Annotated in this window: 17 protein-coding genes; 10 read left to right on the top strand and 7 right to left on the bottom strand. The window is 41.8% G+C overall.

The annotated features are described in order from the left end of the window. Positions 1-46: 46 nt before the first annotated feature. The 4 genes from MTF66_RS14250 (at position 47) to lipA (ending at position 3,304) form a co-directional block, all read left to right on the top strand. The gene (locus MTF66_RS14250; protein ID WP_058585340.1) at positions 47-1,207 is read left to right on the top strand and encodes a serine hydrolase; all 1,161 of its coding nucleotides are present in this window, start codon (positions 47-49) and stop codon (positions 1,205-1,207) included. A 183-nt stretch (positions 1,208-1,390) separates the two neighbouring features. After that, a complete protein-coding gene (gene ybeD, locus MTF66_RS14245; protein ID WP_054551674.1) occupies positions 1,391-1,669 on the top strand; it encodes a DUF493 family protein YbeD in 279 nt (92 codons plus the stop codon). 19 nt (positions 1,670-1,688) lie between these two features. Then, positions 1,689-2,342 (top strand): lipoyl(octanoyl) transferase LipB, encoded by a 654-nt coding sequence (gene lipB, locus MTF66_RS14240; protein ID WP_082389180.1) that lies wholly within the window; start codon positions 1,689-1,691, stop codon positions 2,340-2,342. Further along, a complete protein-coding gene (gene lipA, locus MTF66_RS14235; protein WP_054551675.1) occupies positions 2,339-3,304 on the top strand; it encodes a lipoyl synthase in 966 nt (321 codons plus the stop codon). The genes lipB and lipA overlap by 4 nt, the downstream gene beginning before the upstream one ends. Positions 3,305-3,363: 59 nt before the next feature. Here the strand turns inward: lipA and MTF66_RS14230 are convergent, their stop codons facing one another. Continuing rightward, the gene (locus tag MTF66_RS14230; protein WP_248527544.1) at positions 3,364-3,957 is read right to left on the bottom strand and encodes a TetR/AcrR family transcriptional regulator; all 594 of its coding nucleotides are present in this window, start codon (positions 3,955-3,957) and stop codon (positions 3,364-3,366) included. Between the two features lie 175 nt (positions 3,958-4,132). Between MTF66_RS14230 and MTF66_RS14225 the strand changes: the two genes are divergently transcribed. Beyond that, complete coding sequence (locus MTF66_RS14225) at positions 4,133-5,152, top strand: MBL fold metallo-hydrolase (protein WP_248527543.1); 1,020 nt, start codon at positions 4,133-4,135, stop codon at positions 5,150-5,152. 127 nt (positions 5,153-5,279) lie between these two features. Further along, positions 5,280-6,905: a M28 family metallopeptidase gene (locus tag MTF66_RS14220; protein ID WP_248527542.1), complete on the top strand. Its 1,626-nt coding sequence runs from the start codon at positions 5,280-5,282 to the stop codon at positions 6,903-6,905. Between the two features lie 61 nt (positions 6,906-6,966). Here the strand turns inward: MTF66_RS14220 and MTF66_RS14215 are convergent, their stop codons facing one another. The 4 genes from MTF66_RS14215 to fabB form a co-directional block, all read right to left on the bottom strand. Then, positions 6,967-11,766 carry a FimV/HubP family polar landmark protein gene (locus MTF66_RS14215; protein ID WP_248527541.1) on the bottom strand — a complete coding sequence of 1,600 codons (4,800 nt, stop codon included), beginning with the start codon at positions 11,764-11,766 and terminating at the stop codon, positions 6,967-6,969. A 320-nt stretch (positions 11,767-12,086) separates the two neighbouring features. Next, a complete protein-coding gene (locus MTF66_RS14210; protein ID WP_248527540.1) occupies positions 12,087-13,103 on the bottom strand; it encodes an aspartate-semialdehyde dehydrogenase in 1,017 nt (338 codons plus the stop codon). A gap of 32 nt (positions 13,104-13,135) precedes the next feature. Beyond that, positions 13,136-14,257 carry a 4-phosphoerythronate dehydrogenase gene (locus MTF66_RS14205; protein WP_248527539.1) on the bottom strand — a complete coding sequence of 374 codons (1,122 nt, stop codon included), beginning with the start codon at positions 14,255-14,257 and terminating at the stop codon, positions 13,136-13,138. Positions 14,258-14,402: 145 nt separating this feature from the next. Continuing rightward, positions 14,403-15,617, bottom strand: coding sequence for a beta-ketoacyl-ACP synthase I (gene fabB / locus MTF66_RS14200; protein ID WP_054561838.1), 1,215 nt, complete (start codon positions 15,615-15,617; stop codon positions 14,403-14,405). Positions 15,618-15,796: 179 nt separating this feature from the next. Between fabB and mnmC the strand changes: the two genes are divergently transcribed. After that, entirely contained in the window at positions 15,797-17,845 is a 2,049-nt protein-coding gene (gene mnmC, locus MTF66_RS14195; RefSeq protein ID WP_248527538.1) for a bifunctional tRNA (5-methylaminomethyl-2-thiouridine)(34)-methyltransferase MnmD/FAD-dependent 5-carboxymethylaminomethyl-2-thiouridine(34) oxidoreductase MnmC, read from the top strand. A 23-nt stretch (positions 17,846-17,868) separates the two neighbouring features. Here the strand turns inward: mnmC and MTF66_RS14190 are convergent, their stop codons facing one another. After that, the gene (locus MTF66_RS14190; protein ID WP_248527537.1) at positions 17,869-19,326 is read right to left on the bottom strand and encodes an OmpA family protein; all 1,458 of its coding nucleotides are present in this window, start codon (positions 19,324-19,326) and stop codon (positions 17,869-17,871) included. 142 nt (positions 19,327-19,468) lie between these two features. Between MTF66_RS14190 and MTF66_RS14185 the strand changes: the two genes are divergently transcribed. From MTF66_RS14185 to MTF66_RS14175, 3 genes are all read left to right on the top strand, one after another. Further along, complete coding sequence (locus tag MTF66_RS14185; protein ID WP_248527536.1) at positions 19,469-20,104, top strand: SDR family oxidoreductase; 636 nt, start codon at positions 19,469-19,471, stop codon at positions 20,102-20,104. Between the two features lie 83 nt (positions 20,105-20,187). Further along, positions 20,188-21,024 carry an ABC transporter substrate-binding protein gene (locus MTF66_RS14180; protein ID WP_248527535.1) on the top strand — a complete coding sequence of 279 codons (837 nt, stop codon included), beginning with the start codon at positions 20,188-20,190 and terminating at the stop codon, positions 21,022-21,024. A gap of 7 nt (positions 21,025-21,031) precedes the next feature. Beyond that, positions 21,032-22,510: a methyl-accepting chemotaxis protein gene (locus MTF66_RS14175; RefSeq protein WP_248527534.1), complete on the top strand. Its 1,479-nt coding sequence runs from the start codon at positions 21,032-21,034 to the stop codon at positions 22,508-22,510. Here MTF66_RS14175 and MTF66_RS14170 read toward each other — a convergent pair. After that, positions 22,500-23,213 (bottom strand): sulfite exporter TauE/SafE family protein, encoded by a 714-nt coding sequence (locus MTF66_RS14170; RefSeq protein WP_374237346.1) that lies wholly within the window; start codon positions 23,211-23,213, stop codon positions 22,500-22,502. The two genes, MTF66_RS14175 and MTF66_RS14170, sit on opposite strands and share 11 nt — an antisense overlap. Between the last annotated feature and the right edge of the window lie 157 nt (positions 23,214-23,370).

The raw sequence follows: 23,370 nt of genomic DNA, 5'->3' as shown, positions 1-23,370 counted from the left end.
GAATAGGTCAACGCAACATGTTTAACTTTAACCATTAATGAGTACGATGAAATCTATAAAATATAAAATCTTAAGTGGCGTTTGTGGCCTTGTTTGCACAGCTAGCGTATTTTCTGCAACAGCCCAAATTATCCCTGCCCCACCTCAAGTTAATGCGAAAGGTTATTTCTTGGTTGATTTCACCACAGGTAAAGTAATTGCCGAAGGCGAAGCAGATACAAAATTAGCACCGGCTAGTTTAACCAAAATGATGACCAGTTATGTAATTGGTACTGAAATCAAAGCAGGTAATATTGCACCAACTGATATGGTTACAGTTAGTGAAAAAGCCTGGGCAAAGAATTTTCCTGAATCATCAAAAATGTTTATCGAAGTCGGTAAGCAAATCAGTGTTGATGACTTAAACCACGGTATCATTATTCAATCAGGTAACGATGCCTGTGTAGCAATGGCAGAACACATTGCTGGTAGTGAAAGCGCATTTGCTGATTTAATGAATGCCCACGCTGAAAAGCTTGGCATGACTAACAGCCACTTCGTGAATAGCCATGGTTTAGATACTAACGAACACTTCACGACACCACGTGATATGGCAACCTTAGGTGCTGCACTTATTCGCGATGTACCAGATGAGTACGAAGTATACGCGAAAAAATCATTCACTTTTAACGGCATCAAGCAATACAACCGTAACTCATTGTTATGGGATGAAAGCATGAACGTTGACGGTATTAAAACTGGCCATACATCAGAAGCGGGTTATAGCTTAGTAACTTCTGCAACTAAAGATGATATGCGTTTAATCGCGGTAGTAATGGGCACTCAAAGCGAACGTGCTCGTAAAGTTGAAAGCAAAAAGCTATTAAACTACGGTTTCCGTTTTTTCGAAACAATCACGCCATATAAAGCAGGCGACAGCTTTGCTGAGCAACGTATTTGGATGGGTAACAAAGAAAACGTATCGTTAGGTATCTTAGAAGACACACCAATTACGATTCCACGTGGTCAGCGTAAAAACTTAAAAGCGAACTTCGAACTTGATAAAACATTAGAAGCACCGCTTGCTAAAGGTACTAAAGTAGGCACGCTATTCTTACAGCTTGAAGGTGAAGAAATTGCACAATATCCACTAGTTACACTAGAAGAAGTGGAAGAAGGCAGCTTCTTTAGCAAGATCTACGATTACCTACGTTTACAAATTCAGTAATCTGGTCATAAAGTTTATAAACGCCTTGCACCGCAAGGCGTTTTTTTTTGTCTGAAAAATGATAGAATGCGCCCCATATCAGTCGCGCTGGGTCGAGTGCGTCGTAATCTAAGTTTGCTTAACGCCAAGAAATGGCAGAGAACACCTCTATTAAGCACACTCACTGTTTGAGGAGTCACCGTCGTGGTTCAACCTGTAAAAAATACTAAGTTTGATGAGTATTTAGATTTCCCATGCCCATTCACATTTAAAATCATGGGCTTAGCTAACGTAAATCTAACAGATCAGATCCTAGAAAAGCTGCAACCAATTGCACCTGGCGATTATGCGCCAAAGGTAAAACCAAGCAGCAAAGGTAATTACGAATCTGTAACGCTTGTAGCAACGGTTACAAGTAAAGAGCACATTGAAGAAATTTATAACGTGATCAGCAACATCGATGACGTACGTCACATGCTATAGGCCGATTACGGAGTAAGTCGTGAGCGAAAGAGAATTAATCGTTCGTCAACTAGGTCGTCAGCGTTACATGCCAATTTGGCAAAAAATGCAATCTTTTACCGACACCCGTGATGAGCACACAGCAGATGAAATTTGGCTGGTAGAGCACGAGCCAGTATTTACGCAAGGCCAAGCAGGCAAAGCTGAGCACTTATTAAATACCGGTGATATCGAAGTGATCCAAGTGGATCGTGGTGGTCAAGTTACCTATCACGGACCAGGCCAACAAATGATGTATGTGCTATTCAACTTACGTCGTTTAAACATTGGTGTAAGGGAGCTGGTAACCTGGCTTGAAGAGTGCATTATTGATACGTTAAAAGACTACGACATTGATGCCTACGCGAAAGCGGATGCACCCGGTGTTTACGTTAACGACAGCAAAGTTGCCTCATTAGGCCTTCGCGTTCGCCGCGGTTGCTCTTTCCACGGTTTAGCACTAAATGTAAGTATGGATCTAAGTCCATTTTTACGTATTAATCCATGCGGCTATGCTGGCATGAACATGGTGCAAACAACCGATCTTAACGGTCCGCAGAACCTCGAGCAAGCAGGTGCAGGGCTTGTAAAACACATGATTAAAAAGCTTAATGCTACTGTGGTTAAGCACACTGAAGGGTTTGAAAACGAATGAATAAACCAGTCAAAATGGAACCAGGCGTAAAACTGCGTGATGCAGAAAAAATGGCACTGATCCCAGTTAAAGTTTTACCGACTGAAAAAAACGAAATGTTGCGTAAGCCAGAGTGGCTAAAAATTCGCTTACCAAAATCAACTGAACGTATTGATGGTATTAAACAAGCGATGCGTAAACATGGTTTACACTCAGTGTGTGAAGAGGCTTCGTGCCCTAACCTATCTGAATGCTTCAACCATGGTACTGCGACTTTCATGATCTTAGGTGCTATTTGTACTCGTCGTTGTCCGTTCTGTGATGTTGCCCATGGCCGTCCATTAAAGCCAGACGCAGCTGAGCCAGAAAAGCTAGCGCTGACTATTAAAGACATGAAGCTAAGTTATGTTGTAATCACGTCAGTAGACCGTGATGATTTACGTGATGGTGGTGCACAGCACTTTGCTGACTGTATTCGTGAAATTCGCAAGCACAACCCAGAAATCACGATTGAAATTCTAGTACCTGATTTCCGTGGTCGTATGGACAGAGCCCTTGATATATTAATCGAGACGCCGCCAGATGTATTTAACCACAATCTAGAAACAGCACCGCGTTTATACAAATTAGCGCGTCCAGGTGCTGACTATAAATGGTCACTTGAGTTGTTACGCCGGTTTAAAGAAGCACATCCAGATGTGAAAACTAAGTCTGGTTTGATGGTAGGTTTAGGTGAAGAAATTAGCGAAATCGAAGAAGTGTTACGTGACTTACGCGAGCATAACGTTGATATGCTAACAGTAGGTCAATACCTACAACCTTCTAAGCACCACTTACCGGTTAAACGCTATGTGCCGCCAGCGGAGTTTGATGCATTAAAAGATTATGCGGACGAAATTGGCTTCACACATGCAGCCTGTGGTCCATTTGTTCGCTCAAGCTACCATGCTGACCAACAAGCAGCTGGTAAAGAAGTGAAGTAAACCTTCTTGCAGATATTTAAAAAGCCCGCATTAAGCGGGCTTTTTTATGTTCCAAAATATCAGCCCCCATAACGCGCTAAGAACATTTTTACAGTCTCGCTTATTACTTTGTTATAGGAGTCGCCTTCTTGGCGCTCAAAGCCATACAGCAACGGATAAAAGATCAACGACTTTAACTGATACACAAACTGTTTTGCTGCAAACTCAACATCATCAATCGTTAAAAGCTGTGCTTTCACACCTGCTTCTAAAAACGCCACCAGATCTTGCATACAGCCCATGTTGTTACTGGCTAATGATTTTGCTAAATCAGGCTGCTGTAACATCTGCATGAAAGCGACTTTCGCTACTTTTAAAAACTCTTCAGAGGTCAAAAGCGCCACTTCTTGTTCAGCAATGCGTGTTAACTGCTCTGCAATTGGCACAGCGGCGTCAAATACAACCGCTTGCTCTTGACGGACTTTTTCAAACATAAACACTAGAATGGCTTGAAACAACACATCTTTATTTTCAAAGTGATTATATACGGTACGCTTTGAGGCACCCGCTAAGCTTGCAACCTGATCCATACTTGTATGCTCAACACCTTGCTGAAAAAACAATGTCTCAGCTGCATTCAAAATATCTAATCGTTTTCTCTGTGATAATTTCATGGACCCCTCCGATAAGGGTTACTAGTGTAACGCAAAAATAAAAAATGCACTAGATAGTTTACTTTTATAGCAAACCATGAAAAACTACACCGTGTAGTTTACTTATGGTGACGATATGAAATTTCTAAAATGGCTCGCAATCGCCACTCTATGCATCGTGATAGGAGTGTTTATTATGAATAATCAATTAGCCGCTGAAGGCGTGAGTGATAACAGCCACTCTGCGCAATTATCTGATGGCAAGTTCCACAATACTGCTGAGGTAGAAAGACCCAGCTTTAAGAAAACGCTAGGTATCTTCAAACGCTTTATTACAGAAAAGAAAATTGATGCAGAGCCAAAAGGCGAGCTTCCTATGCATTCTGTTTCCCATGCACAGCTTGAGCGTTTATCTAATGACACAGTGCATTTTGTGAAATTAGGTCACTCCTCTATTTTAGCGAAAGTGTATGACGAATACTGGCTATTTGATCCGGTATTTTCAGAGCGCGCTTCGCCTTTTTCATTCATAGGGCCAAAGCGCTTTCAGCCAACACCTATCAGCATTAAAGAGCTACCAAACATTGCCAAAGTGTTTATTTCGCACAACCATTATGACCACTTAGATAAAGCAGCAATTAAACAGCTTGTTGATAAAACAGATTCTTTTTATGTGCCATTAGGAGTCGAAAACGATCTGAAAAAATGGGGCGTTGATGAAAAAAAGGTGCATAGTTTTGATTGGTGGCAAGAGCAAAATATGGCAAATAGCCAAATTGTATTTACACCAACCCAGCACTTTTCTGGCCGAGGTTTAACAGACGGCAATAAAACTCTTTGGGGCTCTTGGGCTATTAAAGTAAATGACAAACGCTTTTATTTTAGCGGTGACTCTGGCTATTTTGCTGGCTTTAAAGAGATCGGTAATCGCTATGGGCCGTTTGATATCACTTTTATTGAAACCGGAGCTTACGACAAAGATTGGGCTGACATTCACATGACACCAGAACAATCAGTGCAAGCTCACCTCGACTTACAAGGTGATGTGATGGTGCCAGTGCATAATGGTACATTCGATCTCGCCTTTCATGCTTGGTATGACCCACTTAAACGTGTCGCTAAAAAAGCAGGGCAAGAGCAAGTATCACTGAGTACTCCGCTAGTTGGAGAGGTATTTAAAATTCAAGATACCGCCATTGATAAAGCGTGGTGGTAAAATTGACAGGATGAAAGGTGCATTATTATCCTTTCATCCTGAATAATTAGTTATTTGTAGACTCTTTCTGGACAGCCCCCCTTCGCGTCCCATATAGTGAAACCCTGTGCAATCAACCAGAAAAACTATGACAACTCACCTTAAGTATGCAAGCTTGGCACTTGCAATTGGTTTATTCGGCTGCTCTGAGCAACCAACAACAAGCACTGATAAACCAAACGCTGAAAGCAATGAAGCAGTAAACATTGCCAATGTACGCTCACATATTAAAACCCTCGCCTCTGATGAATTCTTAGGCCGTGGCCCTTTAACTGAAGGCGAAACGCTCACTATTAACTATTTAGCCGATGAATATAAAAAACTCGGCTTAAGCGGTAGTTTTAATGGTGAGTTTTTACAGCCAGTTACCATGGCAAAACTCACTCCAGATCAAAACATGACCTTACAAGTGGGTGATTTGAGTTTTAATGCTGGCAGTGATTTTACCGCCCGTACCCAACAAATTAACCCTGAAATCAACATCGATGGCTCTGCTGTTGTGTTTGTTGGCTATGGTATTAATGCACCTGAATATAATTGGGATGACTTTGCAGATATTGATGTAAAAGACAAAACAATTATCGTGCTTGTTAATGATCCTGGTTTTGCCACCCAAGACGACGCGCTTTTCACCGGTAATGCTATGACCTACTACGGTCGTTGGACTTACAAATATGAAGAAGGTGCTCGCCAAGGTGCAAAAGCGGTATTTATCGTTCACGAAACGGCTCCTGCCGCATACCCTTGGGGCGTTGTAGAAAGCTCAAACACGGGTAGTAAATACACCTTAATCGACCAAGATAAAAATGCTTCTGACATCCCTGTAATGGGTTGGATTGATGAACAAGCGGCAAATGAAATTTTTGCTCAAGCAGGTCTTGATTATCAAACTGAAAAAGCTAACGCACTAAAAGCAGACTTTAAACCTGTCGACTTAAAAGCGAAAGCAGCGCTGACACTGAAAAGTGATATCTCTCAAGCGCAATCGCATAATGTTGTTGCAACACTCAAAGGTAGCGAAACTCCTGATGAGTACATTGTAATTGGTGCGCATTGGGACCACTTTGGTACCAAGCAAACTGATGACGGCGTGAAAATCTACAATGGTGCTGTTGATAACGCATCAGGTAGCGCAGCAACGGTTGAAATAGCCCGTATTCTTACTGAAATGCATAAGAAAAAACCATTTAAACGCTCTATTATCTTTGCCAACTTTACCGCTGAAGAAACAGGGCTTATTGGCTCAGAGCAATTCGCTACTGGCGAGATTGTACCAACCAAGCAAATGGTGGCACTGCTTAATATTGATGGTATGAACGTACTTGATGGCGTTGACTACATATTACAATACGGTAAAGGCATGTCTGAAATGGAAGACTACCTTGCAGATGCAGCGAAAGCACAAGGTCGTCATGTAAAAATGGACCCGCGTCCTCAAAATGGTTTGTTCTTCCGCTCTGATCACTTCTCTCTAGCTAAGCAAGGCGTACCTAGCTTACTATTTATGAGCTTAGGTGATACAGATCCTGATTACATCGCGCACAAATATCATAAAGAAGCTGACGACTATTCAGCAGATTGGTCTATGGGCGGTGTTGAGCAAGATATTGAACTGATCGTTGATATTGCCGCCAAACTTGCTGATAACGGCGATTGGCCTAAGTGGAAAGCCGAGTCTGATTTCAAAGCTCGTCGCTTACAAGACAAGCAATAACCTTCGCCTAGATACAAAAAACCGAGCTAGTTGCTCGGTTTTTTATTGTCAGTTTTACTTATTACTCATTAATTTTAGCCTTAAGTGATTGTGCTTCTTCTTGCACTTCCTCTGGGCCATTGGCAATAACATCTTCAATGGCTTGCAACGCTGAGTCAAAGTCGTCTATTTCGATATATGCCCGAGCTAAGTCCAGTTTTGCTGAGTAACCACCACTTTCGGCATCAACATCAGTTGGGTTATCACCCGCTAGTAAGTCATTAAAATCACTCAGTCCTACATCCATATCAACCTCATCATAAGGTTCATGGTCGAGTGCTTCATCGTCACTTTGTTCAAGTAATGAATCGATATCTACAAACTCATCCGTTGAAGTAGTTTGTTGCTCCTCGGCATCTAATGCCTGTACATCAGGTTCAACTGGCTGTTCGCTTTCATCCTGTAAGTCTTCATTTAATAGTGCATTAAAATCAACATCGAACTCACTTGCATCAGCAATATCAGCTTCATCTGGCTCTGCTAATTCATTTAACAGCGCATCAAAGTCTGTTTGAGTAAGGTCAGCCATAAAATCATCATCGATTTCATCGTCTGACAGCTCACTTAAATCAGCCTCGTCAGCTAAATTAGACTCGATATCAGCTAATGTTTGCTCAGCTTCTACGGCATCATCAAGTTCAATATCGTCCAATTCGAATTCAGGGAACTCTTCTAATTCGTCTTGGCTATCAGCCACCTCATCGTCAATTGGCGCTTCGCTCGTTAACTCTGTTGTGCCTTCACTTTGTGATTGATCCGATAAGTCGACCTCAGGATCAAGAATATCATCTTCTGTAAATTCATTATCAAGCAAGATCTCATCATCAAAATCATCGTCTAGCTGATCAAGCTCATTACCCGTTGCTAATGAATTAGCAAGGTCTTGCTCTGCCTGACTTAACTGTAATGGTGCATCTTCATCTAACTCACCAGAAGTGTCTTCATCAGATTCATCTAATTCAAAACCGGCTTCATCTAGCTCAAGCTCTGGATACTCTTCCAGCTCTTGGCTAGGAGTCACCGTATCTTGCTGTAATGGCTCTTCGTCGGCGGTTAAATCAAATTCATCAGTTAGGTCTTCATCTGCTAGCGGATCATCGCCTAAATCAATTTCAACTTCTTCTATGTCTTGCTCTGGTTCATCTATTGACCAGTCTGGTGCTTCGACATAGTCATCTTCTTCACCAATTTCATTTAATAACTCATCGACACTTTTCAGTGACGGATCATCAAACTCATCAAGGCTATCATCTTCATCTAATAGCTCATCGCTATCTTCATTAAACTCTTGATTAAGCGCCTCATCGATATCAACTTCGTCACTATCATCCGTATCATCAACCAACTCTGATGCAATCGATTCAACATTCATGTCATCAACCGCTTGATCAGCATCGGCTAAATCTTCTAGCGACTCTTGTAGATTCTCATCATGCTCTGCACTGTCACTCTGTTCATGACTTAAATCTGAGATCTGGGCTTCAGTGTCTTGCTTCAGCTCATTTGTTTGCTGAATAAGCTCTTCAAGCTCATCATCAACGTCAGAGTCCTGCTCATCACTAGTGTCTTCATCAAGTAATGAGTCAATATCTGCTACATCGAGTTCATCGTCTTGCTCAGCATTGTCATCAATATCTGAGCTACTTTCATCTGTTAACTCAGGTTCTTCTGACTCTACATCAACCTCATCAAGTAGTGAGTCGATTTCATCAGTATCAAATTCATCGCTTAAATCATCCGTAATAGGATCTTCGGTAAGCTCTTCAACTGGTTCTTGTTCTGGCACTTCCTGCGCTTCATCCAATAATGAGTCGATGTCATCAACATCTAAATCATCATCAAGCTCATCTTCGTCGATTAAGTCGTCTACACTAGGTTCTTCAATTGACTCTTCAACCAGCTCTTCAGATTCAGGCTCTTCTACAAGCTCTTCAGGCTGCTCATCAACAAGTTCCGTTTCAGGCTCTGACTCTGTTTGAGCTTCATCTAGTGATGAATCAATATCATCAACATCAAGCTCATCTTCGTCGATTAAATCGTCTGCGCTTGGCTCTTCTACAAGCTCTTCAGGCTGCTCCTCTACAAGCTCCGCTTCTGGCTCTTGCTCTGTTTGTGCTTCATCTAATAATGAATCAATGTCATCGACATCTAGGGCATCATCAAGTTCGTCTTCGTCGATTAAATCGTCTGTGCTTGGTTCTTCTACAAGCGCTTCTGGCTGCTCTTCAACAAGTTCCGCTTCAGGCTCTTGCTCTGTTTGAGCTTCATCTAATAATGAATCAATGTCATCAACATCTAAATCATCATCAAGCTCATTTTCGTCGATTAAATCGTCTGCACTAGGTTCTTCTGCAAGCTCTTCAGGCTGCTCCTCAACAAGCTCTGCTTCAGGCTCTGACTCTGTCTGAGCTTCATCTAGTAATGAATCAATGTCATCAACATCTAGGGCATCATCAAGGTCGTCTTCGTCGATTAAATCGTCTGCACTAGTTTCTTCTGCAAGCTCTTCAGGCTGCTCTTCAACAAGTTCCGTTTCAGGCTCTTGCTCTGTTTGAGCTTCATCTAATAATGAATCAATGTCATCAACATCTAAATCATCATCAAGCTCATTTTCGTCGATTAAATCGTCTGCACTAGGTTCTTCTGCAAGCTCTTCATGCTGCTCCTCAACAAGCTCCGCTTCAGGCTCTGACTCTGTCTGAGCTTCATCTAATAATGAATCAATGTCATCGACATCGAGGGCATCATCAAGCTCGTCTTCGTCGATTAAATCGTCTGCGCTAGGTTCTTCTGCAAGCTCTTCAGGCTGCTCCTCAACAGGCTCCGCTTCAGGCTCAGCTTGTGCCTCATCTAGCAATGAATCAATGTCATCAACATCGAGGGCATCATCAAGCTCGTCTTCGTCGATTAAATCGTCTGCGCTTGGTTCTTCGGTCGGCGCTTCTTCTTGAACTTCATCTAATGATGAGTCAATGTCATCAACATCTAGCGCATCATCAAGATCATCGTTTTCTAATGCATCGTTAGCTTCAGCGGCTGGCTCTTCTGTTTGTGCATCATCGATTAAGCTGTCGATATCGAAATCATCTTCATCGATGAGCTCATCCGCGCTTGGTTCTTCGGCTGGCGCTTCTTCTTGAGCTTCATCTAACAGCGAGTCAATGTCATCAACATCCAGCGCATCATCAAGATCATCGCTTTCTAATGAATCATTAGCTTCGGCTGCTGGCTCGTCTGTTTGCGCTTCATCAATTAAACTGTCGATATCGAAATCATCTTCATCAATGAGCTCAGCTTCAACGTTAGTTGTTGAGGCATCATTATTTTCATCGAGTAAGTCATCAATATCGTCTAGGTTTATGTCTTGATTAGAATCCGTGTTGTTTTGCTCATCAATTAAGCTATCAATGTCAAAATCATCTTCAGCGTCATCTTCTGCAAGCTCTTCACTAAGCGCTGCCATTTCATCATTGGCGTTATCTAACGAGTCATCTTCATCAGTATCAAATAGGTCATCAATGTCATCAGCACTTAAAATATCACCCGATGAATCTGCTGGAGACTGTTCGCTATCTAGGTCAATTTCATCACCTAAACTGTCGTCATCGGTTTGATCGAAATCTTGCTGTAAAAATGCATCTAAATCATCATCGTCAGCACTATTTGAAGACTCATCATTAAACTCGATGTCATCACTTAATAAACCTTCTAGCTCATCTTGATTTAAAACACTGTCATCTTCATCAAAACCATCATCAATGCTGTCGTCAAAAATGATGTCATCATCTGGTAGCATGTCTTGGTCTAAGTCGTCATCTAAACGCACACTCAAGTCATCATTGTCTTCGACCGGATCAGGAACTAGCGGATCAGTTTCTACAATCGGTTCTAAATCATCATCAGCATTATAACTTGGGCTTTGTGGTAAAAATTCATCGTCATCGCTGGCATCTGTATCATCACTGGCGCTATTACGTTTTTTCAAAAACATCACAACAGCTGCAATGATCAGTAATGCAGGAATAAACATTAATGCACCGAGAACAAATGGGTTGCTCAGTAAATCCGAAAAACTAAACCCACTGTCCTCTTCAATCTTTTTTGCTTTTTGCTGCTCTATGATTTCATTTTGTTTAGTGATCAACTCTTTCAGTTGCTTTTGGATTTCACTGTCTTGGCCAAGTTGCTCACGAACGGTTTCAAGCTCTTTAGAAATACCGCTCAGTTGATTTTTGAGTTTATTGTTCTCAGCTAAAATTTCTTCAACATTTTCAACCGACGATTTAAACTGCTTTTGTAACTCTACTAGCTGCGTGCCTTGTTCTGTTTTAATGGTGTTGATTTCTTGCTTAAGTTCTTGTTTTGCTTCGTCTACATCAACTTTACGAGCTTGAGTTACTTTCTTTTGCGATTCATTAATTTCAGCTGTAGTCAGCGTGCCGTTTTTCTTTTTTTCCCACAGCTCATCATCTTGTTCAGAACGCGCTTTTGCTAATGTCGGGTTGACCGCACGCATTTCTGCAATGGTTGGAATTTTTAGGTATGCGCCATCACGCATATGATTTAGGTTTTGGTCTAAAAATGACGATGGGTTTTTGTCATACAGAGCTTGCATGACCTGATAAATACTTACAGAGTTGTCAGGGCGAATTTTAGCGGCAATACGCCATAATGTATCGGTCGGTTTAATTGGACCAATAGAGCGCCCCTGCGCACCGTAATCGACACCTTTAGGGCCTTTAAGTGTGGTGCCTTCATCAGAGTATGTCGGTGTTACCACCAATGCAGACGCTAATATGAAGAGTGTTGCTAAACCGCGCATGCTGATCCTTTATGTTTTAAATGTTAACGCAGCAACCTTGGTTGCTTAAACATCAAGTAATTCTTGCAGAATTGATTCTTAATTATGTTTTCTTGCAAGCTCTATTCCAGCTGCAAACTATAACTTAGTTGCCTTGCAATATCTATTGCAACACCTTGATAGTAAATAGCTTAAATAATAGCGGCTGAGAGGCTTTTTTATTGTTATCGTTAAGTTTATACGCTTTTACAGCGTATGCGGCAATAATTTGGCAATGAATTCACAAAAAAAGCGGCAAATTGCCGCTTTTCTTAAATTTAGCTCAGCCTAAATCATCAGATTTATAAATAATTTGCGATAAGCTCCTCAGCAATCTGCACACTATTTGTTGCCGCACCTTTGCGCGTATTATCGCTAACAACCCACATGTTTAAACCATGCGGGTGCGAAATATCAGCACGTAAACGACCCACGTATACAGTATCGTTACCACTTGCGTCTGATACTGCTGTTGGGTAATCGGCTAAGTCTTCAATAAACTCTACACCAGGTGCATCGTTTAATAGCTGCTTCACATGTTCGATATCTACTGGCATACGCGTTTCAATATTAATCGCTTCACTGTGACCAAAGAACACGGGAACACGAACACAGGTAGGGTTAACCACGACACTATTATCACCTAAGATTTTTTGTGTTTCGTTGACCATTTTCATTTCTTCGCGGGTATAACCGTTATCTTCAAAGCTATCGATTTGTGGGATCACATTAAAAGCAATTTGTTTAGGGAAAACGGCATTATCCATCGGACGCGCATTCATTAAGTTTGCTGTTTGCTTAGCTAGTTCATCAACGGCTTCTTTACCCGCACCCGATACAGCTTGATAAGTTGATACGTTAACGCGGTCAATGCCATAAGCATCATAAATTGGCTTTAATGCCACCAGCATTTGAATCGTTGAGCAGTTAGGGTTTGCGATGATGTTGCGGTTTCTGAAATCCGCTAAGCTTGATGCATTCACTTCAGGAATAATGAGTGGCACATCGTAGTCATTACGAAAGTGTGAGGTATTATCAATTACCAAACAGCCTGCGTCCGCCGCAATCGGTGCGTATTTTTCAGAAACACTGCCGCCTGCTGAAAATAAACCAATGTGAGCTTGGCTAAAATCAAACTCTTCGACATCGATAACTTCAATGCTCTCACCGCGAAATTGAATTTCTTCACCAGCACTACGGCTGCTTGCGAGTAAAAATAATTGGTCTACCGGAAACTTACGATCTTCTAAAGTTTCGATAATCTGACGACCCACTAAACCTGTGGCACCTAATACGGCTACATTAAATTTTTGCGACATGTGTTTTCCTCTTTTGAATAAAGCAAATGGCTTTATTCGTTAATTCTAAATCCCAGTGCAGCTAATGCGCCTTCACATGCACTGTTGGCAGCCACAGACAAAGTACTAAACTCGCGTCTTGGCGGGTAATTCTTACGTAAACTATCAAAGCCTTCGCTTGCTAATTTACTTCGTAAAATGCCATCGTCACGACGCACATCATAAATTAAGTGCACTAAGCGACCTATATCATCTAGGTTAAAGGTTTCGCCTAGCGTAACAGAATGGCTAATTGGCTCTGGCAAAAAATCGTCCAGAGACTTAAGCGCTGCGATGCCTTCAAGCTCACATACTTTCTGATACAGCATTTGTGTACCGCGGGCTTTGCCTTCAAGTGTATGCCCTGCAATATGCACGCTGGCATAACGTACATAATCAAGCAGAGGTGTCAGTATATTGGGTTCGTTTTCCCAAACATCAAGCACACAATCTAATTTTTCGCCTTGCTCAAACAATGCTAGCAATGCTTGGTTATCAATCACATCACCACGGCTTGCATTAATAATCGTCATACCTGGCTTAAGCGCTTTTAGGCGTTTTTCATCGAGCATGTGCAAGGTTTTATGTGGCCCCTGCTTAACTAATGGCACGTGAAAGGTCACAATATCAGCTTGAGCTAGTAATGTGTCTAACTCAATATGCTCTGTAAGTTCACCGGCTTCATGCTTCGGAGGGTCACATAACAGTACATTCATACCTAGCAGGCTTAGCTTATCACGTAAGCAGCTACCGATGCTGCCAACACCCACTATGCCGATGGTTTTACCTTGTAATGAACTGGCATTTTCTTGGCTCAAGGCATACAAGCAACTAATAACATATTCAGCAACCGCCACGGCATTACAACCTGGTGCGCTGCTAAATGCGATATTTCGCTCAGCAAGTAACTCAGTATCAATGTGATCAACACCTATGGTTGCTGTGCCCACAAATTTTAATTTATCTGCTTGAGTGAGTAAGGCTTTATCTACATTGGTAACAGAGCGGGTTAACAAAATATCGACCCCGACTAGCTGCTCGGGTTGAAGATTACGGCCATCAAATCGCTCAACATCACCAAAATCGGCAAAGTACTGCTCAACCAATGGCATATTTTGATCTGCAAGAATTTTCATTTGTGTGTCCGAGAGGCAGAAAGTGGCGCTATTGTAGCGAATTTATCAGTATTCGGATAGGTAACAACTAAGACGATTTTGGGGTTATTTATAACAAATGAAAAAGCCGAGCTATTGCTCGGCTTTAAGCAAATACTGGAGAGGTTTAACCTTTATATTTGCTCATTACTAATGTGGCGTTAGTGCCACCGAAACCGAAGCTGTTAGACATAACTGTATTTAGTTCAACGTCTTTACGCTCAGTTACAATATTTAGACCTTCAGCTTGCTCATCTAGTTCATCAATGTTGATAGATGGAGCAACAAAGTTATGCTCAAGCATTAATAGCGAGAAGATTGCTTCATGAACGCCTGCTGCACCTAAAGCATGACCTGTCATCGCTTTGGTTGCACTGATCATTGGCGAGTTACCACCAAATACTTCTTGGATAGCGCCAAGCTCTTTCACATCACCAACAGGTGTTGAAGTACCGTGAGTATTTAAGTAATCAATGCCGCCTTCAAGATCTTGCATTGCTTGCTTCATACAACGTACAGCGCCTTCACCTGATGGAGCTACCATGTCGTAGCCGTCAGACGTTGCACCGTAACCAGTGATTTCTGCATAAATGTGCGCGCCACGAGCAAGTGCATGCTCAAGCTCTTCAACAACAACGATACCGCCACCACCAGAGATAACGAAACCGTCACGGTTTGCATCGTATGTACGTGATGCTTTCTCTGGTGTTTCATTGTACTTAGTAGACAATGCACCCATTGCATCGAATTCCATTGCTAGCGTCCAGTGAAGCTCTTCACCACCACCTGCAAAAATAACGTCTTGCTTACCTAATTGAATTTGCTCAACCGCGTGGCCGATACAGTGTGCAGATGTCGCACATGCAGAGCTTAGTGAGTAGTTAACACCTTTAATTTTAAATGGTGTTGCAAGACACGCCGAAGTCGTACTCGCCATAGTACGTGGTACCATGTAAGGACCAACACGTTTTACGCCTTTTTCACGTAAAATGTCAGCCGCTTCAACTTGCCATTTAGATGAACCACCACCTGAACCAACTAATAAACCAGTGCGCTCGTTTGAAACTTGATCTTCACTAAGGCCAGCATCTGCAATCGCTTGTGACATTGAGATATAAGCGTATGCAGCAGCATCGCCCATAAAGCGCATTGCTTTACGATCAACAAACTCTTTAACATCAATATCGATTTTGCCAGATACGTTACTACGTAGGTTGTAGTCAGCAAACTCTTGGTTGAACGCGATACCACTACGGCCTTGTTTTAATGATTCTAATACTTCTTCTTTGTTGTTACCGATGCTTGAAACAACACCGATGCCCGTAATAACGGCTCTTCTCATGGGTAATTACCTTAGCTCTATACTAAATTGTGTTCTATTTTACGCTGAAATTACTTTCGAAGTGGTCAGCTTTCTAGCGTACACATGTACTCTGAATGTCTAGCTTATAAATAACGCCAGACTATTTCAAAGAAAACACGTAAAATAATGAAAAAAGTTTGTAGTTAATTAGTTAAACCATGATCAAAAACGCACATATTCATTTTAATCACCTTGGTACCCCTGTCGCCGATCAGTTTGACGATGTTTATTTCTCTAATGACGATGGCTTAGCCGAATCACATTATGTGTTTTATCAACAAAACCATATCCCTCAACGATTACAAAATCATGACCGTAACCACTTTGCGATTGCTGAAACAGGCTTTGGTACGGGGCTTAACTTTTTAAATACCTGGCAGCACTTTGCTGCTCACCTTGATAGGCAGCTTGCAGAGCAAGAAGTTCAAAATCAACCCGACCATAGTGGTAAAAAGAGTGTTACCCGCTTGCACTTTATCTCTTTTGAAAAGTTTCCAATTAAGCGTGATGACCTTGCTCAAGCTCTCAAAGCCTGGCCTAGTTTAAGCAAGTATAGTGAGCAACTAATTGCTCAATACCCAATTAATTTGGCTGGCTGTCATCGCCTTGAATTTGCAGGTGGCAAACTAATACTCGACCTTTACTTTGGTGACGTGCAAGACAGCATTGACGCCATGAGCTACCCAAGCGAAGGAGTTGTTGATGCGTGGTATTTAGACGGCTTTGCACCAAGTAAAAACCCAGATATGTGGCAACAGAGTTTGTTCAACAAGATGCGTGCTATCTCAAGAGCAAATGCTACACTCGCCACTTTCACTGCCGCAGGCTTTGTCAGAAGAGGACTCATCGAAGCCGGCTTTAGCATGAGTAAAGCAAAAGGCTATGGTAAAAAGCGCGAAATGCTGATTGGCGAGCTCACTGAGCCTAATGAGCAACAGTCAGGGCCTGCGTATTTTACTCATCAGCAAAGTGAACTGAGTAATGTGGCTGTTATTGGCGGTGGTATTGCCAGTAGCAGTGTACTGTATTCACTGGCAAAAAGAGGCCTAAAAGCTACGCTTTTTTGCCAAGATGAAGCGCTTGCCATGGGCGCTTCTCACAATGTACAAGGGGCTGTTTATCCGCATTTACAAGCAAAAAACTCACCACACAGTGAAATGTTTGCCCATAGCTTTTTATATGCGATGCGTCTTTACCAACAATTACTTGATGATGGTTTTGACTACCCCCACCAGTGGTGTGGTGTATTACAACATGCGGTTAAACAAGGCCTAGCTGATAAACATCAAAACCTTGCTGAAAAAGAACTTTGGCCAGCAGAATTAATGCGTAATGTAAGCGCCGAAGAAGGCGACGAAATTGCCGGTGTAGAAACGGGCTACTCAGGTGTATTCTTTGCAAAAGGTGGCTGGGTAAATCCACCAGCCCTAGTTACTGCACTATTTAATGCGGCAAATTCGTTAAGTGCCACTACCAATAATAAAATGGACAGTCACTTTAATTGCCATATTGAAAAGCTCGAAAAAACCGCTGACGGCTGGTTATTACACAGCAAAGAGCAAACATTCGGACCATTTAGCGATGTGATTAATTGTGCAGGTGAACACAGCGATCAGTTTAGCCAAACTCAAGCTTTACCTGTTGTTGGTGTGCGCGGCCAAGTTTCACATGTGCAAGCAAGCGAGCAGTCAAAACGCCTAAAGACCGTGCTTTGCCACAAAGGGTATTTTACTCCTGAATATCAGGGCCATCATTGCATGGGCGCAACTTTTGAAAAAAACTCAAAAAGCCGTGAAGTTAAAGAGCAAGACAACCACACCAATCGCGAACAACTATTAAACTTTTACCCCAACTGCGAGTTTGCAACGACCTTAGGTGAGATAACAGCCGCGAAAGCTGCTGTAAGGTGCACCTTCATCGACCATTTACCTATGGCAGGTGAATGGGCTGAACAAAGTGATTATGTAAGCGCGTTTGCTAATTTAAGAGTAGGTAAGCGTTATCAGTACCAAACGTTAACGAAACCTCAGCAAGGCTTGCATGTGCTCACTGGCTTTGGCGCAAGAGGCCTGTGCAGTGCCCCCTTGTGTGCTGAGCATTTAATTGCTTGCTTAAACAATGAGCCAAGACCATTTAGCGAACGCGTGAGTCAGGCTATTCACCCCGCCCGCTTTATTGTTCGCGACCTAATTCGTAATAAAATTTAAAGGGGCTAAACAGCCCCTTTTGATTAATTACCTAATCGCTCAACAAGCTCTACGCGCCGGTTTAGCTGACGACCCAAATCATTTTTATTATTGGCAGCTGGCGCATAAGGGCCTACGCCATAACCAATTAAACGCGACTCTTTAATGCCGTATTGACTCACGAGCGCTTTAACAACCGCTTTTGCTCGTTTACATGACAACCCTAAATTATATTCTGGGCTCCCTTTGTCATCTGTATGACCAACAACGTACAAGTTTAAGCTGTTATTTTTATTTAAAACATCCGCAATCACTTTTAATGACTCTGCTGACTCAGGTTTAATGTCTGATTTATCATGGTCAAAGTAAATGCCATAAATGGCTGCTTTACCTTTTTGCTCTAGCTGCTTTAACACCTGGTCCGGATTGATTTTAACTAAATCTCCTTGTAAAGGCTCTGTTCGAATTATAACAAGCTGCACTCGCGTAGTGCCTTGGTAATTACCCACAAAAAATGCGACAAAGGTTGTTTGATTTTCTATGGTGTTTTTCATTAACTGATAGCGCGGCTGACGATAATAGTTATAAACTTGTTTTACCGACAAGTGATCACCAAGTGCTTGTATTGCCTTGCGGTCGTCACCACATGCTTGACGTTCGCAACTAAATACCGTTTCAAAGCCTTCTTTTGTTAAGGCAGACACATAGTTATGAAAAACCTTAAGGGTTGATACTTTTCTAATTTCATAAGTAATACGAATGATATCGCCTGTCACATCTTCAACAGGTAGCGCTTTGTTTTTACGGTTGAATATTCCTGTTGGTAGTGAAAATTCTTCGTAATCAATTTGCTCATAGGCTTCAATAAAACTACCAGGATAACGGCTAAGTAATGGGTGATCGCTTGAGCCTCTAATATCGTCTTTAGGTGCTTTGGTAACGGGGTTTGTTTGCTGTTTTGCAAAAGCAGCTGTATTGGCTTTTATCAGACCTGTTTCAAGCTCTTTAATCGCAATTGAGCTACTCATAACACGCGTTTTACTGTTGTACTGGCCAACAAATAACGACACAGCAAACTCAGGCTTTTCACCTTTAGTGGCAAGAAGATAATATGGCTTACGATGATAATTATAGAGCTGAAAGTAACCGACTTCCTCTGCAAAATCACTGCTGTCACCGCAAGCGTCTAGCTCACAAGAGTAAACAATATTAAATCCATCGGTGAGTAAAGCGTGTTTATAGTTTTCAAATACTTTGAGAGTGGCAACATTGTTTATTTCGTACAATGTGTGGTTTACATCGCCAATAAAGTCTTTGTAACTAAATCTCTCTGATGACTTTTTACTGCCATCAAACTGACTCATTAATTGTGTCTGTTCGCCACTGAGTTTAACCGACTTTTCAACCTCACTATTTGGATAAGGTGATAGCCATTGATTAGCAGATACTGCATTGCAAAATACCAATGTTACCAACCCTAAAAGTTTAATAAATATTTTCACTTTAAGTCCTTTTAATTGAGTTTGTACCTAATTTAATACTATGCCAAATAATACTTTTTTATTCAAAGTTTGCTTGTACCCCTTTAAAAATAAATCCACACCCCAAGGTCTTTAGTTACACAGCAATTAGAAGGAGTTTGATATGAAGACCTTAATCATTGGCGCAACGGGCCAAATAGGTAAAATGACCACCGAAAAAATGCTGGCAAGTGGCCATGACGTAGTGGCTCTGGTTAGAGACAAAAGCAAACTAACTGCGCTTGAAAGTAATAATTTAACGATTGTAGAGCAAGACCTCGAAAACGATTTTAGTCGTGCTTTCGAGGGTGTTGAACAAGTGATTTTTAGCGCGGGTTCTGGCGGCGCAACGGGTGCAGATAAAACCTTACTGATTGATTTATGGGCCGCTGTTAAAGCGATTAATTATGCGGTAGATGCCAAGGTTAAGCACTTTATAATGGTGAGCTCAATCGGTGCTGATGCCCCAGACAACATTGAAAGCAGTATCAAACCGTATTTAGTTGCAAAGCACATGGCTGACCAACATTTAATCAATAGCGAATTAAATTACAGCATTGTCAGACCTGGCACGCTATTAAATGATGCAGCAACGGGATTATTAACCACCACGCGCCCTGCAACCCGCCAAGATGCGGTGATCAACCGTGAAGATGTGGCAGATACCCTGCTATACCTTGCTGAACATACACCAAAAAAACCACAAGTGTTTGAATTGTTTAATGGTGATAAGTCAATCGACAGCCTACTAAGCAATTGAATACGTATGCATAAGAAATAAGATTGAGAAAGCGCGTAAAGCACTTTAGTTTATTGTTTACATAATAATAACAAAGGTGCTTTATGCGTTATTTTGCTTTACTTTTTTGCTTTGCTTTTACGTCGGCTTGTTTTGCCGCACCGGTAAAAGTTCAAAGCTACAGTGGCGATACCTCCCTTCCCCACAAATTACTGATCAGCGCCATCGAACGTGCTGGCTTAGAGTATATTCACCCTTATGAAACCAATAAAGATATCTCTAATGCACGTATCTTAAACGATGTAAAAAACAACCAGCTGGATGTGATGTGGAGCATGACATCAACTCAGTTAGAACAAGAATATCAAGCCGTTTATATTCCCTTGTTTCGTGGCTTACTTGGCATGCGAGTCGCGATTGTGAAAGCACAAAATCGCGAACTGTTTAGCTCAGCAACTAGCTTACAAGATTTAAAACGTTTTACCGCTGGGCAAGGTAAAACCTGGCCAGACACGAAAATATTAAAAGCAAATCAACTGCCTGTTGTCACTACATTAAAATACCCTAATTTGTTCCCAATGCTTGAAGGCGAGCGCTTTGATTACTTCCCACGCGGTGTGAATGAACCTTGGGATGAAATTGCCAATCACTCAGAGCTTAACCTCACTGTTGAGCCGCACTTGGTCATTAAGTACACCGCACCACTTTACTTTTTCGTCAACAAAAACAACCTCACGCTACATAGACAGCTAAATGATGCCCTAAACGAGATGATTGCTGATGGCACATTTAACGCCATGTTTTTGGCAGACAGCCAAGTACAAACGGTTTTATCAAAAGCCAATTTAAGCTCGCGTCGCGTAATTGAGCTAGATAACCCAACGTTATCGTCGAACACACCTAATAAAAATAGCCCTTTGTGGTTTAACCCATTTCAATGAGCGCACAATGAAATCATTAAAATATAAAATGACCTTGGCACTGTCTTTGTGCCTTTTACTGAGCGTGATCTTCGTGATCAGTGCAAACTACCTGCTGGCAAAGTCGAGTCAAACACAGCAATGGCAAGACGACATCACAGCCCTTAATGAGCAAATGCAGGTTATTTTAGCCGAGCCGGTATTCTCTTATGATGAACCGTTAATCAATCAGATTATTAAAGCCTTTTCGCAAAACAAACATGTACATAGCATTTCAGTGACAGATCATCGCAATAAGCCTCTGGCCGCTATTACAAAACATAGCAATAACGCATCGGTTAGCAAAACTATTGATTTGCACTATTTAGATAATTTAATTGGTCACATAAAAATTGGTTACTCACAACAAGCACTGCATAGCACCATTGCTGAGTCGACACGCACCATGTTTATTACCTTGCTGGTCTCTTTTATCGCCTTGGGTGCGGTGATTATTTATATCGTGCGACTGTTAGTGATAAAACCAATTGATAGCGTAAATAGCCTTGTTGATGAAATTGTCAAAGGTGAAGGCGACCTTACAAAACGTATTAGCTATCAATCTAATGATGAAATAGGCTATTTGGTTGATGGTTTCAATCGATTTATAGCGCAAGTGCAAGAAATAATTACAGAGCTAGGCAGCACAGCCAGTGAGCTTGAAATGATAGCCAGCACAGTAAACGAAGCATCTGTGCGCTCTAAAAACGAAGCCGAGCTTGAATATAATCGCACAGATTCAGCAACCAATGCGCTTAGTCAGTTAAGTGAAGCAACCAAAGAGATTGCGCAAGGGGCTAATCAAACTGCGCAGCAAACCACCGACGTTCATCGCTTATGCCAACAGGGCGAACAAAATATGAATGCCAATGGCAATATGGTTGACGAATTAGCTGCACAGCTCGACCATACATCAAACGTAGTTAAACAATTAAACGCCAGCAGTAACGAAATCAGCCAAGTGCTCGATGTTATAAAAAGTATTGCCGAGCAAACCAATTTACTGGCTCTAAATGCTGCTATTGAAGCGGCTCGTGCGGGGGAATCAGGTCGTGGCTTTGCTGTGGTGGCCGATGAAGTAAGAGCGCTTGCTAGTAAAACCTATGATTCAACGTCTGAGATTGAATCAATTATTGTATCGCTACACAACAATACCTCTGATTGTGTAACCGCAACGGAGCAAAGTAAGTCACTCAGCGATAAAGTGAGCCAAGCGAATCAAAAAAGCCAAGCGGTGTTTAAAGATATTGCTAAACAAATCAATACCATTAATCAAATGAACGAAAGCGTAGCGGCAAGCTCTGAAGAGCAAACCAGTGTGACCGCTGATATCTTAAATACCATGCAGCTTATTAACCAAGGCGCTAAGAGCCTATCGCAAGAAGCTCAACACCTCGATAACACCATCGGCCAACTCAACGAATTAGAACGCGGCATCGTTGCTAAGCTTGGTTTGTTTAAATACTAAAAGACATAATTCCCTGCCACGCAAGTTGCAGGGAAAGCACCGTTAACACTAAACGAAAAATCTTTTTAAATTTATCTGACGAAATGCGGTGCAATAACTTAAGGCCAAGCCAAGTACCTAAAGCACCGCTCAATATCATGAGCATAACCAGCGGCAACCACTGCCAAAATGCAAACCCCACAGCCCCATATAAAATCGCTTTTAAGGTATGTTGTACTGTCATGCAGCTTGAAAATGTGGCGGTAAACTTAAGCTTATTATAATTATTTACATATAAGCAGCTGCCAACCAATGGCCCACTTGCCCCTACAAACATCGAAATAAACGTGGTCCAAAGCCCTGCGAGAACACGCCATAACTTTGAAGTTTCTCTGAGCTTTGGCGTCACACCCCACAGTAAATAAAGCACAAAGGCAGCAACCACTATTTTCATTAATTCAAGGGGTATTGATGTGACAATCGTTGAGGCAACCAATGCTCCGATGACTCCCCCTAAAGAGAAGTACACAAACATAGCGCCATCAATATGCTTAAACGTGAATAAAAAGCGGTTTGCATTAGAGCCTAACTGCACTAACCCATGGACAGGAATAACCACACTCATAGGAAGCATGGATGCCATGATCACTAGCAGCATTAAGCCGCCGCCCGCACCAAAAGCTGCTGAAATCATTGAAGTAAAGCCCGCAACCACAATGAGCATTATTGTGCTGATCGGGCTTAATAAATCTCCACCGAAAAACTGCCAACTGATCAAATCCATTGTTACGCTTTAAATAGTGTGTTTGAGCTAACGCTATCATGACTCACCACTATTAGCGACAATTCGAAAAACCCTTTCGACTAAAAGACCAGATCAA

The organism is Pseudoalteromonas sp. 2CM39R (genome assembly GCF_023161845.1).
This window is presented reverse-complemented; position numbering and strand designations above follow the sequence as displayed.

Excerpts from the sequence above, each read along its gene's own strand:
- fabB (WP_054561838.1), bottom strand. The coding sequence starts at position 15,617 with ATGAGAAGAGCCGTTATTACGGGCATCGGTGTTGTTTCAAGCATCGGT.
- MTF66_RS14210 (WP_248527540.1), bottom strand. The coding sequence starts at position 13,103 with ATGTCGCAAAAATTTAATGTAGCCGTATTAGGTGCCACAGGTTTAGTG.
- MTF66_RS14205 (WP_248527539.1), bottom strand. The coding sequence starts at position 14,257 with ATGAAAATTCTTGCAGATCAAAATATGCCATTGGTTGAGCAGTACTTT.
- MTF66_RS14225 (WP_248527543.1), top strand. The coding sequence starts at position 4,133 with ATGAATAATCAATTAGCCGCTGAAGGCGTGAGTGATAACAGCCACTCT.
- lipA (WP_054551675.1), top strand. The coding sequence starts at position 2,339 with ATGAATAAACCAGTCAAAATGGAACCAGGCGTAAAACTGCGTGATGCA.
- MTF66_RS14250 (WP_058585340.1), top strand. The coding sequence starts at position 47 with ATGAAATCTATAAAATATAAAATCTTAAGTGGCGTTTGTGGCCTTGTT.
- MTF66_RS14230 (WP_248527544.1), bottom strand. The coding sequence starts at position 3,957 with ATGAAATTATCACAGAGAAAACGATTAGATATTTTGAATGCAGCTGAG.
- MTF66_RS14220 (WP_248527542.1), top strand. The coding sequence starts at position 5,280 with ATGACAACTCACCTTAAGTATGCAAGCTTGGCACTTGCAATTGGTTTA.
- MTF66_RS14170 (WP_374237346.1), bottom strand. The coding sequence starts at position 23,213 with ATGCTCATTGTGGTTGCGGGCTTTACTTCAATGATTTCAGCAGCTTTT.
- mnmC (WP_248527538.1), top strand. The coding sequence starts at position 15,797 with ATGATCAAAAACGCACATATTCATTTTAATCACCTTGGTACCCCTGTC.
- MTF66_RS14185 (WP_248527536.1), top strand. The coding sequence starts at position 19,469 with ATGAAGACCTTAATCATTGGCGCAACGGGCCAAATAGGTAAAATGACC.
- MTF66_RS14180 (WP_248527535.1), top strand. The coding sequence starts at position 20,188 with ATGCGTTATTTTGCTTTACTTTTTTGCTTTGCTTTTACGTCGGCTTGT.
- MTF66_RS14175 (WP_248527534.1), top strand. The coding sequence starts at position 21,032 with ATGAAATCATTAAAATATAAAATGACCTTGGCACTGTCTTTGTGCCTT.
- MTF66_RS14215 (WP_248527541.1), bottom strand. The coding sequence starts at position 11,766 with ATGCGCGGTTTAGCAACACTCTTCATATTAGCGTCTGCATTGGTGGTA.